Raw genomic sequence first — 19521 nt, 5'->3', positions numbered from 1 at the left:
GGGGTTGAAACCAGCCCGGAGAGTGGTAATCCACGCGAGGGGGACATGCGCGGCGATCGGCCGCACGCGGATCGGGGGGTCTGCCATGAGCGCGTCCACGTACGTCGGGACCTCGAAAGGCCCGAGGCTGCCTTGGGGGGACATCCTGCTCTCCGCGATCGCCGCCGTGAGCTGGGCGTTGATCGGGATGGCGGGTACGGCGGCGCTCGGGCTGCGGCTGCTGGAGGCGGACTCGGCGGGGTCCCTGGGCCCGATGACCGCGGCGGTGGTGGCCCTTGGGGCGGGTGGTTCGGTCACGCCGTCCGGGGATGTGTCCGCTTTCGGTCTGACGGGCGCGGAGGCGGCCACGGCCATCGAGATCGCGCCACTCGGGGTGAGCCTGGTCGGCGCGGTGCTGCTGTCGTGGTTCTTCTTACGGTCCTTGCGGGGCGCGGGAGTTGTGATCGCGCCGTCCGAACTCCTCGCGCGCGCGGGCGCGGTGGTCGCGCTGTTCGTGGCGATGCTGGGCGGGCTGGCCTGGGCCGGGCACGACGTCATCACGATCGACGGGAGTTCGCTGGGACTCGACGACCTGCCGGGAGGCGGCGGAGGCGGCGGCGGTCTCGAGATCCCCGGTGTCGGCGACATAGGGGACATCGGCGGGCTGCTGCCCGACCAGATCGGCGATCTGATCGACGCCGAGGCGGCGGTCGGCTTCACGGTGGACACGGCACCGACGCTGCTCGGCGGCCTGGGCTGGTCCGCCGGCGTCCTGCTGATCGCCCTGCTGGCCTCGCGCCGCACTCCGCTGCCGCGCGGCTGGGAGGCCGTGCACCGTGTCGTACGGCCCGCCGCGTCCGCCCTCGTCACCGTGCTGCTGGTGGCGGTCATGGCCGGGCTCGCGGCGGCGGCGTACGCGGCGATCGGCGACGACCACCCCAAGCGGATCGCGGGCGCGGCGCTGCTGGGCGCCCCCAACGGCGTGTGGCTCGGCATCCCGGTCGGCCTCTTCGTGCCCTTCGACGGCCGGGCGACGGGCGTGCTGGTGGGCCTGCTGCCCGATCCCCTGGACGACCTCCTGAACAGCGGCTCGGACCAGTCCGTGACGCTGGGGCGGCTGGCCGAGCTGGACGGTCGGGTGTGGCTGCTGGGCGTCGCGGCGGCGGTGATGATGCTGCTGGCGGGGGTGCTCACGGCGGTGCGGACGCCGGTGGTCCCGGATGCCGGGGCAGTGGGTGGCTCCGAGGATTCCCGGGGCGTACGGGATCCGGGTGCCCTCCGTTTCGCCGGGCGGTGTGCGCTGCGGCTCGGGGTCGCCACGGCGCTGACGCTGCCGATGCTCGTGTGGCTGACGGAGTTGTCCGTGGACGCCTCGCTGTCGGTGCTGGGGTTCGACGCGTTCGGTGCCGGGGTGCGGTTGCAGGGGAACCTCGGCATGGCGCTGGTCCTCGGGGCGGCCTGGGGCGCGGGGGCCGGTGCCGTGGGGGCGCTGCTGGCCCGGGCCACCGGGGCCGCGGGCGCGCGGGCGGCTCCGCCGGCCCGGGGTGCGGGGCCCGGCACTGCGGGCGGGGCGTCGGAGGGTGCCGGTGCTTCGTCGTACGCGAGCCGGTCCGGGCCGTACTCCCCTGGCACGCCGTACCGGCCGCCGAACCCCGCGACCAACCCGTATCTGCGGATGCCGGACGAGCTGGGCGAGCCGGAGGACGCCCGACCGCCGGGGGTGGCACACGGCGAGGGCGCCGGGGGCGGGCGGCTGTTCGGGGCCGGCCGGCCCGCCGGCGAGGCCCGGCGGCGCCAGGGTGCGCGGCGGCCCGGTGACCCGCCACCCGACGAGCCCCCTCCGCCCCGCGGCGACGACGTGTACGGCGCCCCCACGGTCGCCCGCCCGATCGAACCGCCCCCTCGGTCGCCCCGGCCTCCCCGACGGCGCGGGAACCGGTCGTCGTCCGGCACGGGCGAGGGGCCACCGCCGCCGCCCCCGCCGCCTCCGCCCCCTCCTCCCCCACCGCCGCGAAAGCCGAAGGGGCGCTCCTGACCGTCGGTCCGGAGGGCGGCCCCCTGCCGGTGCACAGCCACGGGGCCAGCGGTGGCCGGAATGTAAGGTCCCCGCCACCCGGCCGACACCCAGTGTTCCGTGTCCGCTAGACGGACCTCAGAGGCAGTGGGCACTGGGTGCCGGATACGGTGGAGGCATCATGAGCGCTTCGCAGACCTCAGATATCTCCGCTGATATCCCCACTCTTCTCGTCAAGATCTTCGGGAAGGACAGGCCGGGCATCACCGCCGGTCTCTTCGACACGCTGGCCGCCTACTCCGTCGACGTGGTCGACATCGAGCAGGTCGTCACCCGTGGCCGGATCACGCTGTGCGCGCTCGTGACGCAGCCGCCGACCGGTATGGAGGGGGATCTGCGGGCGACCGTCCACAGCTGGGCGGAGTCGATGAAGATGCAGGCGGAGATCATCTCCGGCCGGGGCGACAACCGGCCGCGCGGCCTCGGACGGTCGCTGGTGACGGTGCTCGGGCATCCGCTGACCGCGGAGGCGACGGCCGCCATCGCCGCCCGGATCACCGAGTCCGGCGCCAACATCGACCGTATCTTCCGGCTCGCCAAGTACCCCGTGACCGCGGTGGAGTTCGCGGTGTCCGGCGTGGCGACGGAGCCGCTGCGCACCGCTCTGGTGACCGAGGCGGCGGCACTGGGTGTCGACGTCGCCGTCGTCGCCGCCGGACTGCACCGGCGCGCCCAGCGGCTCGTCGTCATGGACGTGGACTCCACGCTCATCCAGGACGAGGTGATCGAGCTCTTCGCGGCGCACGCCGGGTGCGAGGACAAGGTGGCCGAGGTGACGGCGGCCGCGATGCGCGGTGAGCTGGACTTCGAGCAGTCGCTGCACGCGCGCGTGGCGCTGCTGGCGGGGCTGGACGCCTCGGTGGTGGAGAAGGTGCGCAGCGATGTGCGGCTGACGCCGGGCGCGCGCACGCTGATCCGTACGCTGAAGCGGCTCGGCTATCAAGTGGGGGTCGTCTCGGGTGGGTTCACGCAGGTCACCGATGATCTGAAGGAGCGGCTCGGGCTGGACTTCGCCCAGGCGAACACGCTGGAGATCGTCGACGGGAAGCTGACGGGCAAGGTCACCGGCGAGATCGTGGACCGGGCGGGCAAGGCGCGGCTGCTGCGCCGGTTCGCCGCGGAGGCGGGGGTGCCGCTGTCCCAGACGGTGGCGATCGGTGACGGTGCCAACGACCTGGACATGCTCAATGCGGCGGGTCTCGGTGTCGCCTTCAACGCCAAGCCGGTGGTGCGGGAGGCGGCGCACACGGCGGTGAACGTGCCGTTCCTGGACACGGTCCTGTATCTGCTCGGCGTCACCCGTGAAGAGGTCGAGGCCGCGGACATGCACGACGAGGACTGACGCCGGCCCGCGCCCGACCTGGGTGTGCGAGGGGCCCGGCACCGCGGTGGTGCCGGGCCCCTCGCACGGGTCGGTCACTCGGACGGTGCCCAGTAGTCGAGCAGCGTGCCCACGCCGGGTTCCAGCGTCTTCCAGCTGCCGGTGAAGGAGAGCACGGCGAAGGCGGCGGCCGGGAAGCCCCGGCGGCTCATCCGCTCGCGCGCGTCCTCCTCGGCGGAGCCGGAGAGGATCTCGGCGAGGCCCTGCACGCCGGGGTTGTGGCCGATGAGCAGGACGTTCTGCGCGTCATCGGGGGTTTCGTTGAGCACGGCGATCAGCTCGCCGGGCGAGGCCTCGTAGACCCGCTCTTCGTAGACGGTTTTCGGCCGATGCTCGAACTCGTGGACGGCGAGCTTCCAGGTCTCCCGGGTCCGGGTCGCGGTGGAGCACAGGGCCAGGTCGAAGGGGATGGCGGTGTCGGCCAGCCTGCGTCCGGCCTCTGCCGCGTCCATTCGGCCCCGGTCGGCGAGCGGCCGCTCGTGGTCGGTCACCTGTGGCCAGTCGGCTTTCGCATGCCGGAAGAGGACAATCCTGCGGGGTTCTGCGACGCTCATGAGATCCAGCTTCGCATGAAACAGGCCATGGGGCGCAGGGAGTTGACGGGCGGCTTCGGCGGTGCTCAGCGTGTGATCAACTGCAGTATGCGCTCGAAGAGCTGGGTGACCGCGGGCTCGGTGGTCGCGGCGTGCGCGTCCGACGGGTTCAGGATCAGCGTGAGCAGCGCGATGAAGGCGAGCGTCGGCAGGGCGAGGGCCCACCAGGGCAGCCGGGTGTCGGCACGGCCCGTGGACGCCGGGTGGGGCGGGGTGTGCGTACGGGCCGACATGATGCCTCCGTGGGTCTTCGAATGTCCGTGGCCGCCTCTCGCGGGCACACTTCGAAGTTACGGACTCGGCGGCCCTCAACCCATCCGGTGATCCACCCAGTTGACCCTGACACTCACCCCCTAGGGGATGGGGGTGCTAGCCCCACCATCGGCCTGCCGCGGTGTGCCGGAGGCGTCCGTCGGGGGCCGTGCGTCAGGGGGAGGCGATCGTCGCGACGACGGCGATGATCACGAAGATGGCGAAGAACGCGCCGAAGACGAGCAGCATCTTCTTCTGGCCGTTCTGGGGGTTCGGGTCGAGCACTGGCATACGGAGAGTCTCGCACCCGTCGCCCGCCGCCGGTCCGCCGGGGTGCGGTCAGCGGGCCGCCTCGTCCTCCACCGTGCGGTTGCGTCCCGCCAGGACACCCACCGCCATCTGCGGGATCATCAGGCCGGCCATGAGGGCGATGGGCAGCCCCCAGCCGCCGCTGTGCTGGTAGAGCACGCCGACCAGGAGCGGGCCGGGGATGGAGATCAGATAGCCGGTGCTCTGTGCGAAGCCCGACAGCTGGGCCACGCCCGCGCTGGTCCGGGCCCGCATGCCGACCATGGTCAGGGCCAGCGGGAACGAGCAGTTGGACACGCCGAGCAGCAGGGCCCAGGCCCAGGCTCCGGCGACCGGGGCCAGGTACAGACCGGCGTAGCCGACGAGGCCGCAGGCGCCCAGCGCGAGCACGATCGGGCCCTGGTGGGGCAGCCTGGTGGCGAGGCGCGGGATGACGAAGGCCAGCGGCACGCCCATCACCATGGTCACGGCGAGCAGCAGTCCTGCGGTGCCGGCGGGCACTCCCGCGTCCCGGAAGATCTGCGCCATCCAGCCCATCGTGATGTAGGCGCCGGTGGCCTGGAGGCCGAAGTAGACCGCGAGGGACCAGGCGGTGCGGCTGCGGGTGACGCGCGGCGCGGGCGCCTGCACGCGCGCGTGGTTCTCCGGGGCGGACGTGGCGGGCGCCGTCCCCCGGTCCCGTACGAAGGGGATCCACGGCAGTACGGCCGCCACCCCGAGCGCCCCCCACACGGCGAGCCCGGTCTGCCAACTGCCGCCCAGCATCTCGGTCATGGGCACCGTCACGGCCGCCGCGGAGGCGGTGCCGAGGGCGAGGGCCATCGAGTACAGGCCGGTCATGGAGCCGACCCGGTCCGGGAACCAGCGCTTGACGATGACCGGCATCAGGACGTTGCTGACCGCGATGCCCATGAGGGCGAGCGCGGTGGCGGCCAGGAATCCGGCCGTGCCTCCCGCGTACGGCCGGATGAGCAGGCCCGCGGTGACGGCGACCATGCCCGCGCACACCACGGCGCCCGGGCCGAAGCGGCGGGCCAGGCGCGGGGCGGCGACGCCGAAGACGGCGAAGCACAGCGGGGGCACGGAGGTGAGCAGCCCGGCCACGCTGCCGCTCATGCCGAGTGCGTCGCGGACCTCTTCGAGGAGGGCGCCGAGGCTGGTGATGGCGGGGCGGAGGTTGAGCGCGGTCAGCACGATGCCGAGTACGAGCAGCCGCATGGGCCACGCGCGCGTGGCGGGCTCCGTGGTGCGTGCCTCGGGAGTGCGTATGCGCATGGACGTCACCGTCCGGGTTTCCTCGCTTGCCATGACAGCCATCATAGAATCATGGGATGATTGGTTGTCCACTCCCGGGCCGGCCCACGCCGGTCACGACGTGCGAAGGTGTGCCATGCCCCTGAGCCACCCCCGCCGCTCGGCGCTGTCCGAGCAGGTCATCGCGGCCTTGCGGAACCAGATCACCACCGGTGAGTGGCCCGTCGGATCCCGCATCCCGACCGAGCCCGAGCTGGTCGAGCAGCTCGGCGTGGCCCGCAACACGGTCCGCGAGGCGGTCCGCGCGCTGGCGCACAACGGCCTGCTGGACATCCGCCAGGGCTCCGGCACCTATGTGGTGGCGACCAGCGAGCTGGCCGGCGTGATGCACCGCCGCTTCGCCGACGCCGACCCCCGGCACATCGCCGAGCTGCGCTCCACGCTGGAGTCGGGCGCCGCGAAGCTGGCCGCCGAGCGGCGCACGGAGAAGGACCTCAAACAGCTGGACGCGCTGCTGGTGCGGCGTGAGGAGGCCTGGGAGTCGGGCGACTCGGAGACGTTCGTGGCGGCCGACGCGACCTTCCATCTGGCGGTGGTGGCGGCCTCCCACAACGACGTGATGATCGCGATGTACGCGGACCTGAGCGAGGTCCTGCGGGACTGGCTGCGCGGGGATGTCGGCACGGAGCTGACGCCGGAGTCGTACATGGACCACGCGCGGCTGGTCGACGCGATCCGCGCGGGCGACGCGTCGGCCGCCGCGAGTGAGGCGGCGAGCTATCCGTTCCTGTGCCGTCCGGGGCGGTTCAGCCCTCCCGACGGTGGCTGACCCACGCCGAGCCGACCTCTTTCCAGCAGCGGGCGGTCAGCCGTACGGTCTGCGCCGGATCGGCGTCGACCGGGGAGCCGTCGCTGTCGAGGTCCCACCAGCGGGCGCACTCCACGTGCAGGCTCACGCGGTCCGTGTCCGGATAGGGGTTGTGGCAGTAGGCGGTCACCTGTGAGCCGGTGACGCTGATGCGGCACGCTGCGCCGAACGGCTCCCGGGGCTGCCCGTCCTCCGCTCTCGCGGCGTACGACAGGGGCAGCACCAGGGCGACGGCGACGGTCGTCGAGGCCAGGCGGCGGAACAAGCGCACAACGGGACCTCCTCGGCCGTACGGGGGAGGGGCTCACGTGATGGAACGCGTACTCCAGGGTGCGCCGTCGCGGCCCTGGCCCGCCTCGCCTGATGGGCCGAACGGGTGACGCCCCGCTCCCCCGCACGGCGGGAGAACGGGGCGTCGGCGACGTACCGGATCAGGCGCCGATGGCGTGCAGGCCGCCGTCCACGTGGATGATCTCGCCCGTGGTCTTCGGGAACCAGTCGCTCAGCAGCGCGACGATGCCCTTGCCGGCCGGCTCCGGGTCCTTGAGGTCCCACTCCAGCGGGGAGCGGCTGTCCCACACGGAGGCCAGGTCGCTGAAGCCCGGGATGGACTTGGCGGCCATGGAGCCGATCGGGCCCGCCGAGACCAGGTTGCAACGGATGTTCTGCTTGCCCAGGTCGCGCGCCATGTAGCGGCTGGTGGCCTCCAGGGCGGCCTTGGCCGGGCCCATCCAGTCGTACTGCGGCCAGGCGTACTGCGCGTCGAAGGTGAGGCCGACGACCGAGCCGCCGTTCTGCATCAGCGGCAGGCAGGCCATGGTCAGCGACTTCAGGGAGTACGCGGAGACGTGCATGGCGGTGGCGACGGACTCGAACGGCGTGTTGAGGAAGTTGCCGCCGAGCGCGTCCTGCGGCGCGAAGCCGATGGAGTGCACGACGCCGTCGAGGCCGCCGAGCTCCTCTCCGACCAGGTCGGCCAGCCGGCCGAGGTGCTCGTCGTTGGTGACGTCGAGCTCGATGACCTTGGTGGGCTTCGGGAGCTTCTTGGCGATGCGCTCGGTCAGCGTCGGCCGCGGGAACGCGGTCAGGATGATCTCGGCGCCCTGCTCCTGGGCCAGCTTGGCGGCGTGGAAGGCGATGGAGGACTCCATCAGCACACCGGTGATCAGGACGCGCTTGCCCTCGAGAATTCCGCTCATGGTTGTCAGTGACCCATTCCCAGTCCGCCGTCAACGGGGATGACGGCTCCAGTGATGTACGAGGCGTCGTCCGAGGCGAGGAACCGCACCGTCGCGGCGATCTCCTCCGGCTGCGCGTAACGACCGAGCGGCACCTGCTTCACGATGCCCTCACGCTGCTCGTCGGTGAGCACCTTGGTCATGTCGGTGTCGACGAAGCCGGGCGCGACGACGTTGAAGGTGATGTTGCGCGAGCCCAGCTCACGGGCGAGGGAGCGCGCGAAGCCGACCAGGGCGGCCTTGGAGGCGGCGTAGTTCGCCTGGCCGGGGCCGCCGAACAGCCCGACGACCGACGAGATCAGCACCACGCGACCCTTCTTGGCGCGCAGCATGCCGCGGTTGGCGCGCTTGACCACGCGGAAGGTGCCGGTGAGGTTGGTGTCGACGACCGAGGTGAAGTCCTCCTCGGACATGCGCATCAGGAGCTGGTCCTTGGTGATGCCGGCGTTGGCGATCAGAACCTCGACGGGGCCGTGCTCGGCCTCGATCTCCTTGTAGGCCTGCTCCACCTGCTCGGTGTCGGTGATGTCGCACTTGACGGCGAGGAAGCCGGCCGGCGGCTCACCCGAGCGGTATGTGATCGCGACCTTGTCGCCGGCGTCGGCGAAAGCGCGGGCGATGGCGAGGCCGATGCCCCGGTTGCCTCCGGTGACGAGAACCGAGCGGCTCAACGGATCACCCTTTCGATAGGGGTCTGACACACCCGCCCGAACACCTGGATGACAGGCGGCTTCCCCGAAAACCTATCGGTCCGGCCCCGGCGACGGACATTCGGGCGCCCACAGTGGCTTACGGGAGTCACTGTCGGGTCTCTACAGAAAGCGGCCGACTCCAGCCGGAAACGTGTGGTCCACCGCCCGGCCCGCGCGCGATGATCGGGACCGACAGGCCACGACAGCAGGGAGACCTCCGTGCCTCATACGATCGATGAAGCCTTTACGGCGCTTCCGCTACGCGCCCTGGCCGACGCCGCGCTGGCACGCGCGCGTGCGCTGGGCGCAGAGCACGCGGACTTCCGTCTCGAACGGGTGCGCAGCGCGTCCTGGCGGCTCAGGGACGCCAGGCTCGCCGGGTCGTCGGACACCACCGATCTCGGATATGCGGTGCGGGTCGTGCACGGCGGTACGTGGGGATTCGCGTCGGGCGTGGACCTGACGCTGGACGCCGCCGCCAAGGTCGCCTCGCAGGCGGTGGCGATGGCGAAGCTGTCCGCCCAGGTCATCAAGGCGGCCGGGGCGGACGAGCGGGTGGAGCTCGCCGACGAGCCCGTGCACGCCGAGAAGACGTGGATCTCGTCGTACGAGATCGATCCGTTCACCGTGCCCGACGAGGAGAAGTCGGGGCTGCTGGCGGACTGGAGCGCGCGGCTGCTGGCGGCCGACGGCGTCAATCACGTGGACGCCTCGCTGCTGACCGTCCATGAGAACAAGTTCTACGCCGACACCGCCGGGACCGTGACCACCCAGCAGCGGGTGCGGCTGCACCCGCAGCTCACCGCCGTGTCGGTCGACGAGTCGAGCGGTGAGTTCGACTCCATGCGCACCGTCGCGCCGCCGGTCGGACGCGGCTGGGAGTACCTCACGGGCACCGGCTGGGACTGGGAGGGCGAGCTGGAGCGGATCCCGGGGCTGCTCGCCGAGAAGATGCGGGCGCCGAGCGTCGAGCCGGGGCCGTACGACCTCGTCGTCGACCCCTCCAACCTGTGGCTGACCATCCACGAGTCCATCGGCCACGCCACCGAGCTGGACCGGGCCCTCGGCTACGAGGCCGCCTACGCCGGCACCTCCTTCGCCACCTTCGACCAACTCGGCAAGCTCCGGTACGGCTCGGACCTGATGAACGTCACGGGTGACCGCACCGCCGAGCACGGCCTGGCGACCATCGGGTACGACGACGAGGGCGTCGAGGGCCAGTCCTGGGACCTGGTGCGGAACGGCACCCTCGTGGGCTACCAGCTCGACCGGCGGATCGCGAGGCTGACCGGGTTCGAGCGGTCCAACGGGTGTGCGTTCGCCGACTCCCCCGGGCATGTGCCGGTGCAGCGCATGGCCAACGTGTCGCTGCAGCCGGATCCGGCCGGGATGTCGACGGAGGATCTGATCGGCAGCGTGGACCGCGGCATCTACGTCGTCGGCGACCGGTCCTGGTCGATCGACATGCAGCGCTACAACTTCCAGTTCACCGGGCAGCGGTTCTTCAAGATCGAGAACGGCCGGATCACCGGGCAGCTGCGGGACGTGGCGTACCAGGCGACGACCACCGACTTCTGGGGCTCGATGGCGGCCGTGGGCGGCCCGCAGACCTATGTCCTGGGCGGCGCCTTCAACTGCGGAAAGGCCCAGCCGGGGCAGGTCGCGGCGGTCTCGCACGGGTGCCCGTCCGCCCTCTTCAAGGGAGTCAACATTCTGAACACCACGCAGGAGGCCGGCCGATGAGCGCCCGTACGAGCAAGCCGCACGAGATCGTCGAGCGGGCCCTGGAGCTGTCGCGGGCGGACGGCTGTGTCGTCATCGCCGACGAGCAGTCGACCGCCAATCTGCGCTGGGCGGGCAACGCGCTGACCACGAACGGCGTCACGCGCGGGCGGGCGCTCACCGTCGTGGCGACCGTGGACGGCAAGGAGGGCACGGCCTCCGGGGTCGTGTCGCGGTCCGCGGTGACCGCCGACGAGCTGGAGCCGCTGGTGCGGGCCGCCGAGGCCGCCGCGCGCGGCGCCGGGCCCGCCGAGGACGCGCAGCCGCTGGTGGCGGACGTACCGGCGGCGCCGGACTTCACGGACGCCCCGGCCGAGACGTCGTCCGCCGTGTTCGCCGACTTCGCCCCGGCGCTCGGCGAGGCGTTCGCACGCGCGCGTGCGGGCGGACGGGAGCTGTACGGCTTCGCCAACCACGAGCTGGTGTCGACGTACGTGGGCACGTCCACCGGGCTGCGACTGCGGCACGACCAGCCCAACGGGACGCTGGAGCTGAACGCCAAGTCTCCGGACCGCACCCGCTCGGCGTGGGCCGGGCGCTCCACGCGGGACTTCAAGGACGTCGACCCGACGGCGCTGGACGCCGAGCTGGCCGTACGCCTCGGCTGGGCCGAGCGACGTCTGGAGCTGCCGGCCGGCCGGTACGAGACTCTGCTGCCGCCGACCGCCGTGGCCGACCTGCTGATCTACCAGATGTGGTCGGCGTCGGGGCGGGACGCGGCAGAGGGCCGCACGGTGTTCTCCAAGCCCGGCGGCGACACGCGCGTGGGCGAGCGGCTCAGCGAGCTGCCGCTGACGCTGCGCAGCGACCCGAACGAGCCCGGCCTGGAGTCGGCCCCGTTCGTGGTCGCGCACTCCTCCGGGGGCGACCAGTCCGTGTTCGACAACGGGCTGCCGCTCGCGGCCACCGACTGGGTGCGCGAGGGCGAGCTGCGGCACCTCATGACCAGCCGGCACAGCGCGGGGCTGACCGGGCTGCCGGTGGCACCGAGCATCGACAACCTGATCCTGGACGGCGGCGCGGACCGCTCGATCGAGGAGATGGTCGCCGGCACCGAGCGCGGGCTGCTGCTGACCTGCCTGTGGTACATCCGCGAGGTCGACCCGGCGACGCTGCTGCTGACCGGCCTGACCCGGGACGGCGTCTACCTCGTCGAGAACGGTGAGGTGACCGGTGAGGTCAACAACTTCCGGTTCAACGAGTCACCGGTGGATCTGCTCGGGCGTGCGACCGAGGCGGGGCGCACGGAGAAGACGCTGCCCAGGGAGTGGAGCGACTGGTTCACCAGGGCGGCGATGCCGACGCTGCGCGTCCCCGATTTCAACATGAGCTCTGTCAGTCAGGGCGTATAACCTCGTAGTCGGCTGTCACCCGACTGCCCGAGATCATCAAGGAGACACGAGAACCGTGACGGACATCGTCGACGAGCTGAAGTGGCGTGGCGTGATCGCCCTGTCCACTGACGAGGACGCATTGCGCAAGGCGCTCGCGGACGGTCCCGTCACGTTCTATTGCGGTTTCGACCCGACCGCGGCCAGCCTGCACGTCGGCCACCTGGTCCAGGTCCTCACCATGCGCCGCCTGCAGCAGGCGGGCCTGCGGCCGCTGGCGCTGGTCGGCGGTGCCACGGGCCAGATCGGCGACCCGCGCCCGACGGCCGAGCGCACGCTGAACGACCCGGAGACGGTCGCGGACTGGGTGCGGCGGCTGCGTTCGCAGATCGAGCCGTTCCTGTCCTTCGAGGGCGGCAACGCCGCGGTGATGGTCAACAACCTGGACTGGACGGCCGGCATGTCGGCCATCGAGTTCCTGCGGGACATCGGCAAGCACTTCCGCGTCAACAAGATGCTGACCAAGGACTCGGTCGCCCGCCGGCTCCAGTCCGAAGAGGGCATCAGCTACACGGAGTTCAGCTACCAGCTCCTGCAGGGCATGGACTTCCTGGAGCTGTACCGGCGGCACGGGTGCACGCTCCAGCAGGGCGGCAGCGACCAGTGGGGCAACCTCACGGCCGGTCTCGACCTGATCCACAAGCTGGAGCCGCACGCCCAGGTGCACGCCCTGGCGACGCCGCTGATGACCAAGGCGGACGGCACCAAGTTCGGCAAGACCGAGGGTGGCGCCATCTGGCTGCACCCGGAGATGACGACGCCGTACGCGTTCTACCAGTTCTGGCTGAACGCGGACGACCGGGACATCTCGACGTACATGCGGATCCTGTCCTTCAAGTCCCGTGCGGAGCTGGAGGAGCTGGAGAAGCAGACGGAGGAGCGTCCTCAGGCGCGTGCCGCGCAGCGTGCGCTGGCCGAGGAGCTGACGACGCTGGTGCACGGCGCCGACCAGACCGCCGCGGTGATCGCCGCGTCCCGCGCCCTCTTCGGGCAGGGCGAGCTGGCGGAGCTGGACGACCGGACGTTGACGGCGGCCCTCTCCGAGGTGCCGCACATCCGGGTCGAGCAGCTCGGCCCGGTCGTCGACCTCTTCGCCGAGGTCGGCCTGGTGGCCAGCAAGTCCGCCGCGCGGCGCACCGTGAAGGAGGGCGGGGCCTACGTGAACAACGTGAAGGTCGCCGGGGAGGACGCCGTGCCGGCGAAGGAGGACCTGCTGCACGGGCGGTGGCTGGTGCTGCGGCGGGGGAAGAGGAACCTGGCCGCTGTTGAGGTCACCGGCGCGTAGCGTTTTTCGGGTTTCGCCGTAGGGGTGCGGTGATCTGCGGAACAGCCGCTGCGTCGTGGCTGGTCGCGCAGTTCCCCGCGCCCCTTGGGGCGCGTTCCCTCACGTTCGTTGCTTTCGCCTGCCCAGCGTCGCCATGTACAGCATGTCCCCCACGTACACGATGATCACCGCGGCCACGATCTGAAAGGCGTGCCTGCTCCAGTCGATGCCGCGGGTCGAATCGACGCCGAACGCGCGGGCGACGGAGTTGCCGACGATGGCGCCGAGCATGCCGAAGATGGTGGTCAGCCAGAGAGGGCTGTGCTGCTTGCCCGGGATGAGCGCCTTCGCGAGCAGGCCCAGCACGAATCCCACGATGATCGCCCACAACCAGCCCATGGCTGCCTCCTCGTACGGCTCGGGATGAGCAGTACGCCCAGTCTTGGCGCGGCCCCGGTACGCCGCATGCCGGGTGCCGCCGTACGCGTTACGGCCCATCGCGTTCCCCCAGGTGGCAGGGGCCCCGGTCTCGTAGACGGCGGAGGCGAGGCGTAACGTGGAGGGTGTCCTGGCCCGGGTCCCCGACCGGGGGCGGACGGGTAGGGGCAGGGGGAGAGTCCGATGCGGGCGGATGGTGGAATGTGATGCGGAAGCTGCACTCGAGCGGCCACTCCGAGGTGTTCCGGATCACCGGGGCCCGGGCGGGTCTCCAGGAGGATGTGCACGGCCGGCAGCGACGGTACGTCATCTCGATGTCGGTCCGTACCCTGTCGGTGATCCTCGCGCTCTCGCTGTGGAACGTCGAACGGCACGTCGCGATCGTGGCGTTGGTGCTCGGGGCGCTTCTGCCGTACATCGCCGTGGTGATCGCCAACGCGGGGCGCGAGAATGCGCCGTCTCTGCCGTCGACCTTCGTGACCGCACATGTGCGGCCGATGATCGCGCCGCCGCGGACGAATGACGGTTTCGCGGAATCCGTCCCGGAAGATATGGCGGGCGACTCGGAGACCGGCGCACAAAGCAAACCGCGTGACGGGGTGTGACGCGGCGGACGGGTTCGTTCCGGAAGTCGACTCCGCGCCAAGCTCAGGAAAAGCTCAGATCAATAGTGTTGTTCCGGTGCCGGGCGACGGGTTACCCGTGACATACTTCGTAGGCGCTCCGCATCCCCCGTCGGAGCGACGGACCGACGCCGGGCAGCTCCCCCCGTGGCTGCTCGGCGTCGCCTTTTCGTGCGCGACTTGTGAGACGTATCTGTGAGTGACACGCCCATCTGTTCTGCCAAGGGGTGCCGGGCCGACGCCGTGTGGGTGCTGGCGTGGAACAACCCGAAGATTCATACGCCGGAGCGGCGAAAGACATGGCTCGCGTGCGAGGAGCATCGCGAGCATCTGTCGCAGTTTCTCGGGGTGCGGGGGTTTTTGAAGGACGTTGTCCTTCTGACGGAATGGGAAGAGGCTTCTTCAGCCGCCGATGGCTGACATGGGCCGGTCCGGCTGGATGAACGACGGGTCGTCCAGGCCCGCTCCCGCCTTCTTGCCCCACATCGCCAGCCGCCAGATACGGGCGATCTCCTCGTCGGGGGCGTCCGAGCGGAGCGCGGCGCGCAGGTCGGTTTCCTCGCGGGCGAACAGGCAGGTGCGGACCTGGCCGTCGGCCGTCAGGCGGGTGCGGTCGCAGGCCGAGCAGAACGGGCGGGTGACCGAGGCGATCACGCCGACCACATGCGGACCGCCGTCGACCAGCCAGCGCTCGGCCGGGGCCGAGCCGCGCTTCTCCGCGCCCTCGGGGGTCAGCTCGAAGCGGGTGCGCAGGGAGGTCAGGATGTCACCGGCGGTGATCATGCCGTCGCGCTTCCAGCCGTGCTGGGCGTCCAGCGGCATCTGCTCGATGAAGCGCAGCTCGTAGTCGTGCTCCACCGCCCAGGCCAGCAGGTCCGGGGCCTCGTCGTCGTTCAGGCCCGGCATCAGGACCGAGTTGACCTTGACCGGGGTCAGGCCCGCGTCACGGGCGGCGTACAGGCCCTCGATGACGTCCTTGTGGCGGTCGCGGCGGGTGAGGGTCTTGAAGACGTCCGGGCGCAGGGTGTCCAGGGAGACGTTGACCCGGTCCAGGCCCGCCGCCTTCAGGGCGGTCGCCGTGCGCTTGAGGCCGATGCCGTTCGTGGTCAGCGACATCTGGGGGCGCGGGTCGAGGGCCGCGACCCGCTCGACGATGCCGACCAGGCCGGGGCGCAGCAGGGGCTCGCCGCCGGTGAAGCGGACCTCCTCGATACCGAGGGAGGTGACCGCGATGTCGATCAGGCGGACGATCTCGTCGTCCGTGAGCAGGTCGGGCTTGGCCAGCCACTGCAGGCCCTCCTCGGGCATGCAGTAGGTGCACCGCAGATTGCAGCGGTCGGTGAGTGAGACCCTCAGGTCGGTGGCCACTCGGCCGTAGGTGTCGATGAGCACGTGGGCCCCCTCCCTCGTGGCGGATCACATGTCTTCCGTACTCCTGCGAGCCTACGTGACGGCACTGACAACAACAGAGCCCGATCCCACGAGGCACGACGCGGCCGCGTCGTAGAGACCTACGACGCGGCCGCTCAGGGGTGGTGCTCAGTGGGCTCCGGTGCCGGTCAGGGACCGGACCTCCAGCTCCGCGAACTTGCCCTTGTCCGGCTCCTCCTTCGACAGGTACGTGCCGATGATGCCCAGCAGGAAGCCGACCGGGATCGAGATGATGCCCGGGTTGCTCATGGGGAACCAGTGGAAGTCGACGTCCGGGAACATCGACGACGGCTTGCCCGAGACGACCGGCGAGAACAGCACCAGGCCGACCGCCGAGATCAGGCCGCCGTAGATCGACCACGTGGCGCCCTGGGTGGTGAACCGCTTCCAGAAGAGGCTGTAGACGATCGTCGGCAGGTTGGCGGAGGCCGCGACCGCGAAGGCGAGTGCGACGAGGCCGGCGACGTTGATGTCACGGGCCAGGGCGCCCAGGACGATGGAGACCGCGCCGATGCCGACGGTCGACAAGCGGGCCGCACGCACCTCCTCCTTCTCGGTGGCCTGGCCCTTCTTGATGACGTTCGCGTAGATGTCGTGGGCGAAGGACGAGGACGAGGCCAGCGTCAGTCCCGCGACGACCGCGAGGATCGTGGCGAAGGCGACCGCCGAGATGGTGGCGAGCAGGATGGCGCCCCAGGTGGAGTCGACGCCGCCCAGGTGCAGGGCGAGCAGTGGGGCTGCCGTGTTGCCCGCCGGGTTGGAATCGGTGATCTCCTTCGGCGTGATCAGCGCTGCGGCACCGAAGCCGAGCGCCAGGGTCATCAGGTAGAAGGAGCCGATGAGGCCGATCGCCCAGATCACGGACTTCCGGGCGGCCTGGGCCGTGGGCACGGTGTAGAAGCGGATCAGGATGTGTGGCAGGCCCGCGGTGCCGAGCACCAGGGCGATGCTCAGGGAGATGAAGTCCAGTTTGGTCAGGTTGTCGACGCCGTACTTCAGTCCGGGCTCCAGGAAGGCCTGGCCCTTGCCGCTCTGGTCGGCGGCGGCGCCGAGCAGGTCGGAGACGTTGAAGTTGAACTTCAGCAGGACCAGGAAGGTCAGCAGCAGGGCGCCGGTCATGAGCAGCACGGCCTTGACCATCTGCACCCAGGTCGTGCCCTTCATGCCGCCGATGGTGACGTACACGATCATCAGGACGCCGACCAGGGCGACGATGCCGATCTTGCCCGCGTCGCTGGTGATGCCGAGCAGCAGGGAGACCAGGACGCCGGCGCCGGCCATCTGGGCCAGCAGGTAGAAGATCGACACCACGATGGTGGACGTACCGGCCGCCGTACGGACCGGGCGCTGGCGCATGCGGTAGGCGAGGACGTCGCCCATCGTGTAGCGGCCCGAGTTGCGCAGCGGCTCGGCGACCAGGAGCAGGGCGATGAGCCAGGCGACCAGGAAGCCGATGGAGTACAGGAATCCGTCGTATCCGGAGAGGGCGATGGCGCCCGCGATGCCGAGGAAGGACGCGGCGGACATGTAGTCGCCGGAGATGGCGAGGCCGTTCTGGAAGCCGGTGAACTGGCGGCCGCCCGCGTAGAAGTCGGCGGCGTCCTTGGTCTGCCGGCCCGCCCAGACGGTGATGAAGAGGGTCGCGATGACGAAGGCCGCGAACAGGCTGATGATCAGCCCTCTGTGCTCACTGGCCTCGTTGGCGGCCAGAACGGTCTGCTGTGCGGTGATCACGCGCCGCCCTCCATCCGGGTCTTGATCGCTTCGGCCTTGGGGTCGAGCTTGGCGGCGGCGTGCCGCGCGTACCACCAGGCGATGAGGAACGTGGTGACGAACTGGGCGACGCCCAGGAGCAGGGCGACGTTGATGTTGCCGAACAGCTTGGCGCCCATCAAGTCGCCCGCGTAGACGGAGAGCAGGACGTACAGCAGGTACCAGGCGATGAAGCCGGCGGTCAGCGGGAAGGCGAAGGAGCGGTAGGAGCGGCGCAGTTCACCGAACTCCGCGCTCTCCTGCACCTCGGCGAACTCCTCGGTGGAGGGGAGTTTGTGTTGCTGTTTCGAGGGGGGCGGTGCGTCGGTGGCCACGGAGTCTCCTCGCGTTGGATCAGGAGTCGGGGACGGGTCGGGTACGGACATGACGGCTCTGTTCCTCGCAGTGACATGGATCACTTGAGCCGGCTGGCGATGTTAGGGCCCCGGCATGTGATCCGACAGGGGGCTCGCTCGTGCTCGCGCCTCCTGTCCAAGGTCACGGCGCCACGCGAGGACCGGTTCAACTCCAGGGGCTTCTTTCCGAAGTCGTTCGAGGCCGGATTGCTGGCCAGGAGGTTCGGGGATAGCTTCGGCCCCAGCACGACTCGTCATGTACCTGCCCGAGCCCGATCCGCGGCTCGGGCGGTTCAGGTTCCGGATGATGTGGAGATCCCATGGCTCATCTGCGGTCCAGACGCCGTCTCGGCCTCGCCGCCCCCCTCGCCCTGTCGCTGACCGCCTCGCTCGGCCTCCTGCCGACGGCGGCGTCGGCGGCCCCGCGCACGGAGCCCGTCGCACGGGCCGCGGAGGCGTCCACCCTGGCCTATGTCGTCAACACCAGGCCGGATCGCCGCACGATCGAGTCGGTGCGGAAGGCGATCGCGGCGGCCGGCGGAACCGTCGTGATCGCGTACGAGCGGATCGGCGTGATCGTCGTCCATTCGGCGTACCCCGACTTCGCCAAGGTGATACGCGGTGTGCGCGGCGTCCAGTCGGCGGGTGCGACGCGTACGGCGCCCCTGACCGCGGCCGGGACGACGGACGAGGGCCCCGTCCAGCCCCTGACGGAGCAGCAGGCCAGGAGGACCACGGGCGCTGCGGGCGGCGGCGAACCCCTCGAGGCCGACCAGTGGAACCTGCGCGCGATCGGCGCCGACCGGGCCGCGAAGATCAACCCGGGCAGCCGGCGGGTGACCGTCGCCGTGATCGACAACGGCGTCGACGACACCCACCCCGACCTCGCGCCGAACTTCTCCGCCGCCCAGTCCGCGAACTGCGCCGGCGGCAAGGCGGACACCGGTGCGGGCGCGTGGCGGCCGTACACCGCCTCCGACGCGCACGGCACGCATGTGGCGGGCGAGATAGCCGCGCCCCGCAACGGCATCGGCATCGCGGGCGTCGCCCCCGGCGTGAAGGTCTCCGCCATCAAGGTGAGCGACCCCGTCAACGGCCTCTACTACCCCGAGAGCGTCGTGTGCGCCTTCGTGTTCGCCGCCGACCACGGCGTCGAGATCACGAACAACAGCTACTACGTCGACCCGTGGCTCTACAACTGCATGGACGACCCGGACCAGCGGGCGATCGTCGACGCCGTCAACCGGGCCCAGCTGTACGCCCAGCGCAAGGGCACCCTCAACTTCGCCTCGGCCGGCAACTCCAACGACGACCTGGACTCCGACGCCATCGTCGACGACACCAGCCCCGACGACTCGACCGCGGTCGAGCGCACCGTCGACCCGCACACCTGCTTCGACGTGCCGACGCAGCTCCCCGGAGTCGTCACGGTCAGCGCGACGGGCGTGAAGAACCTCAAGTCGTACTACTCGTCGTACGGTTACGGCGTCGTCGACCTCGCGGCCCCGGGCGGCGACCGGCTCTACCAGCTCCCGGACACCCCGTCGAAGAACGGCCGCATCCTGGCCACCCTCCCGAACGGCCGGTACGGCTATCTCCAGGGCACGTCGATGGCCGCCCCGCACGCCGCGGGTGTCGCCGCGCTGCTGAAGTCCCGTCACCCGAAGGCGACTCCGGCCCAACTGCACGCGTTGCTCAGGGCCCAGGCGGACAACCCGGGCTGCCCGGAGTCGTACGACCAGAACGGCGACGGCACACAGGACGCGGTGTGCGAGGGCGGGAAGCGGTTCAACGGCTTCTACGGGTTCGGCATCGTGAACGCCCTGGATGCCGTCGACTGAGTC

Annotated in this window: 20 protein-coding genes; 9 read left to right on the top strand and 11 right to left on the bottom strand. The window is 70.8% G+C overall.

Annotated elements, in window-relative coordinates:
- The first annotated feature begins 85 nt into the window (after nt 1–85).
- Together IM697_RS13300 and serB are read left to right on the top strand one after the other, a co-directional pair.
- Complete coding sequence (locus tag IM697_RS13300; RefSeq protein ID WP_194047848.1) at nt 86–2014, top strand: streptophobe family protein; 1929 nt, start codon at nt 86–88, stop codon at nt 2012–2014.
- 160 nt (nt 2015–2174) lie between these two features.
- Nucleotides 2175–3395 (top strand): phosphoserine phosphatase SerB, encoded by a 1221-nt coding sequence (gene serB / locus IM697_RS13295; RefSeq protein ID WP_194047846.1) that lies wholly within the window; start codon nt 2175–2177, stop codon nt 3393–3395.
- Between the two features lie 74 nt (nt 3396–3469).
- Here the strand turns inward: serB and IM697_RS13290 are convergent, their stop codons facing one another.
- The 4 genes from IM697_RS13290 to IM697_RS13280 all read right to left on the bottom strand — a co-directional run bounded on the left by IM697_RS13290 (nt 3470) and on the right by IM697_RS13280 (nt 5908).
- Complete coding sequence (locus IM697_RS13290; protein WP_194047844.1) at nt 3470–3988, bottom strand: SixA phosphatase family protein; 519 nt, start codon at nt 3986–3988, stop codon at nt 3470–3472.
- 65 nt (nt 3989–4053) lie between these two features.
- On the bottom strand, nt 4054–4260 hold the full coding sequence (locus IM697_RS13285) for a hypothetical protein (protein WP_194047843.1): 207 nt from the start codon (nt 4258–4260) through the stop codon (nt 4054–4056).
- 193 nt (nt 4261–4453) lie between these two features.
- Nucleotides 4454–4570 carry an SGM_5486 family transporter-associated protein gene (locus IM697_RS45420; protein WP_265582718.1) on the bottom strand — a complete coding sequence of 39 codons (117 nt, stop codon included), beginning with the start codon at nt 4568–4570 and terminating at the stop codon, nt 4454–4456.
- Nucleotides 4571–4618: 48 nt separating this feature from the next.
- Nucleotides 4619–5908: a CynX/NimT family MFS transporter gene (locus IM697_RS13280; RefSeq protein WP_194047841.1), complete on the bottom strand. Its 1290-nt coding sequence runs from the start codon at nt 5906–5908 to the stop codon at nt 4619–4621.
- 70 nt (nt 5909–5978) lie between these two features.
- Between IM697_RS13280 and IM697_RS13275 the strand changes: the two genes are divergently transcribed.
- Nucleotides 5979–6671: a FadR/GntR family transcriptional regulator gene (locus tag IM697_RS13275; RefSeq protein WP_194047839.1), complete on the top strand. Its 693-nt coding sequence runs from the start codon at nt 5979–5981 to the stop codon at nt 6669–6671.
- Here the strand turns inward: IM697_RS13275 and IM697_RS13270 are convergent.
- From IM697_RS13270 to fabG, 3 genes are all read right to left on the bottom strand, one after another.
- Entirely contained in the window at nt 6649–6981 is a 333-nt protein-coding gene (locus IM697_RS13270; protein WP_194047836.1) for a hypothetical protein, read from the bottom strand. The two genes, IM697_RS13275 and IM697_RS13270, sit on opposite strands and share 23 nt — an antisense overlap.
- A 160-nt stretch (nt 6982–7141) precedes the next feature.
- Nucleotides 7142–7909 carry an enoyl-ACP reductase FabI gene (gene fabI, locus IM697_RS13265; protein ID WP_194047834.1) on the bottom strand — a complete coding sequence of 256 codons (768 nt, stop codon included), beginning with the start codon at nt 7907–7909 and terminating at the stop codon, nt 7142–7144.
- A 5-nt stretch (nt 7910–7914) separates the two neighbouring features.
- Nucleotides 7915–8619 carry a 3-oxoacyl-[acyl-carrier-protein] reductase gene (gene fabG, locus IM697_RS13260; protein ID WP_194047832.1) on the bottom strand — a complete coding sequence of 235 codons (705 nt, stop codon included), beginning with the start codon at nt 8617–8619 and terminating at the stop codon, nt 7915–7917.
- Between the two features lie 240 nt (nt 8620–8859).
- Here fabG and IM697_RS13255 point away from each other — a divergent pair, with 240 nt between their 5' ends.
- The 3 genes from IM697_RS13255 to tyrS are packed head-to-tail and all read left to right on the top strand — an operon-like array spanning nt 8860 to nt 13098.
- On the top strand, nt 8860–10383 hold the full coding sequence (locus IM697_RS13255; protein ID WP_194047831.1) for a TldD/PmbA family protein: 1524 nt from the start codon (nt 8860–8862) through the stop codon (nt 10381–10383).
- Complete coding sequence (locus IM697_RS13250; RefSeq protein ID WP_194047829.1) at nt 10380–11774, top strand: metallopeptidase TldD-related protein; 1395 nt, start codon at nt 10380–10382, stop codon at nt 11772–11774. The genes IM697_RS13255 and IM697_RS13250 overlap by 4 nt, the downstream gene beginning before the upstream one ends.
- A 55-nt stretch (nt 11775–11829) precedes the next feature.
- The gene (gene tyrS / locus IM697_RS13245) at nt 11830–13098 is read left to right on the top strand and encodes a tyrosine--tRNA ligase (RefSeq protein WP_194047827.1); all 1269 of its coding nucleotides are present in this window, start codon (nt 11830–11832) and stop codon (nt 13096–13098) included.
- Between the two features lie 99 nt (nt 13099–13197).
- Here tyrS and IM697_RS13240 read toward each other — a convergent pair whose 3' ends face one another.
- A complete protein-coding gene (locus tag IM697_RS13240) occupies nt 13198–13476 on the bottom strand; it encodes a GlsB/YeaQ/YmgE family stress response membrane protein (RefSeq protein ID WP_194049695.1) in 279 nt (92 codons plus the stop codon).
- A 245-nt stretch (nt 13477–13721) separates the two neighbouring features.
- Here IM697_RS13240 and IM697_RS13235 point away from each other — a divergent pair, with 245 nt between their 5' ends.
- Together IM697_RS13235 and IM697_RS13230 are read left to right on the top strand one after the other, a co-directional pair.
- Nucleotides 13722–14120 carry a DUF3099 domain-containing protein gene (locus IM697_RS13235; RefSeq protein ID WP_194049694.1) on the top strand — a complete coding sequence of 133 codons (399 nt, stop codon included), beginning with the start codon at nt 13722–13724 and terminating at the stop codon, nt 14118–14120.
- A 213-nt stretch (nt 14121–14333) separates the two neighbouring features.
- Nucleotides 14334–14558: a hypothetical protein gene (locus IM697_RS13230; protein WP_194047825.1), complete on the top strand. Its 225-nt coding sequence runs from the start codon at nt 14334–14336 to the stop codon at nt 14556–14558.
- Here the strand turns inward: IM697_RS13230 and moaA are convergent.
- From moaA to IM697_RS13215, 3 genes are all read right to left on the bottom strand, one after another.
- A complete protein-coding gene (moaA, locus tag IM697_RS13225; protein WP_194047823.1) occupies nt 14541–15530 on the bottom strand; it encodes a GTP 3',8-cyclase MoaA in 990 nt (329 codons plus the stop codon). The two genes, IM697_RS13230 and moaA, sit on opposite strands and share 18 nt — an antisense overlap.
- A 147-nt stretch (nt 15531–15677) precedes the next feature.
- Nucleotides 15678–17303, bottom strand: coding sequence for a solute symporter family protein (locus tag IM697_RS13220; protein WP_407699626.1), 1626 nt, complete (start codon nt 17301–17303; stop codon nt 15678–15680).
- Nucleotides 17300–17656: a DUF485 domain-containing protein gene (locus tag IM697_RS13215; protein WP_194047821.1), complete on the bottom strand. Its 357-nt coding sequence runs from the start codon at nt 17654–17656 to the stop codon at nt 17300–17302. The genes IM697_RS13220 and IM697_RS13215 overlap by 4 nt, the downstream gene beginning before the upstream one ends.
- 341 nt (nt 17657–17997) lie before the next feature.
- On the opposite strand from IM697_RS13215, the gene IM697_RS13210 reads away from it, so the two are divergent.
- Nucleotides 17998–19518: a S8 family serine peptidase gene (locus IM697_RS13210; protein WP_194047819.1), complete on the top strand. Its 1521-nt coding sequence runs from the start codon at nt 17998–18000 to the stop codon at nt 19516–19518.
- The last annotated feature ends 3 nt before the right edge of the window (nt 19519–19521 follow it).

The organism is Streptomyces ferrugineus, from assembly GCF_015160855.1.
GTDB classification, from domain to species: domain Bacteria; phylum Actinomycetota; class Actinomycetes; order Streptomycetales; family Streptomycetaceae; genus Streptomyces; species Streptomyces ferrugineus.
This window is presented reverse-complemented; position numbering and strand designations above follow the sequence as displayed.

Bases quoted from the DNA above. Each gene is read 5' to 3' on its own strand.
- IM697_RS13300 (WP_194047848.1), top strand. From the start codon at position 86: ATGAGCGCGTCCACGTACGTCGGGACCTCGAAAGGCCCGAGGCTGCCT.
- serB (WP_194047846.1), top strand. From the start codon at position 2,175: ATGAGCGCTTCGCAGACCTCAGATATCTCCGCTGATATCCCCACTCTT.
- IM697_RS13290 (WP_194047844.1), bottom strand. From the start codon at position 3,988: ATGAGCGTCGCAGAACCCCGCAGGATTGTCCTCTTCCGGCATGCGAAA.
- IM697_RS13285 (WP_194047843.1), bottom strand. From the start codon at position 4,260: ATGTCGGCCCGTACGCACACCCCGCCCCACCCGGCGTCCACGGGCCGT.
- IM697_RS45420 (WP_265582718.1), bottom strand. From the start codon at position 4,570: ATGCCAGTGCTCGACCCGAACCCCCAGAACGGCCAGAAGAAGATGCTG.
- IM697_RS13280 (WP_194047841.1), bottom strand. From the start codon at position 5,908: ATGATGGCTGTCATGGCAAGCGAGGAAACCCGGACGGTGACGTCCATG.
- IM697_RS13275 (WP_194047839.1), top strand. From the start codon at position 5,979: ATGCCCCTGAGCCACCCCCGCCGCTCGGCGCTGTCCGAGCAGGTCATC.
- fabI (WP_194047834.1), bottom strand. From the start codon at position 7,909: ATGAGCGGAATTCTCGAGGGCAAGCGCGTCCTGATCACCGGTGTGCTG.
- IM697_RS13250 (WP_194047829.1), top strand. From the start codon at position 10,380: ATGAGCGCCCGTACGAGCAAGCCGCACGAGATCGTCGAGCGGGCCCTG.
- IM697_RS13240 (WP_194049695.1), bottom strand. From the start codon at position 13,476: ATGGGCTGGTTGTGGGCGATCATCGTGGGATTCGTGCTGGGCCTGCTC.
- IM697_RS13235 (WP_194049694.1), top strand. From the start codon at position 13,722: ATGCGGAAGCTGCACTCGAGCGGCCACTCCGAGGTGTTCCGGATCACC.
- IM697_RS13210 (WP_194047819.1), top strand. From the start codon at position 17,998: ATGGCTCATCTGCGGTCCAGACGCCGTCTCGGCCTCGCCGCCCCCCTC.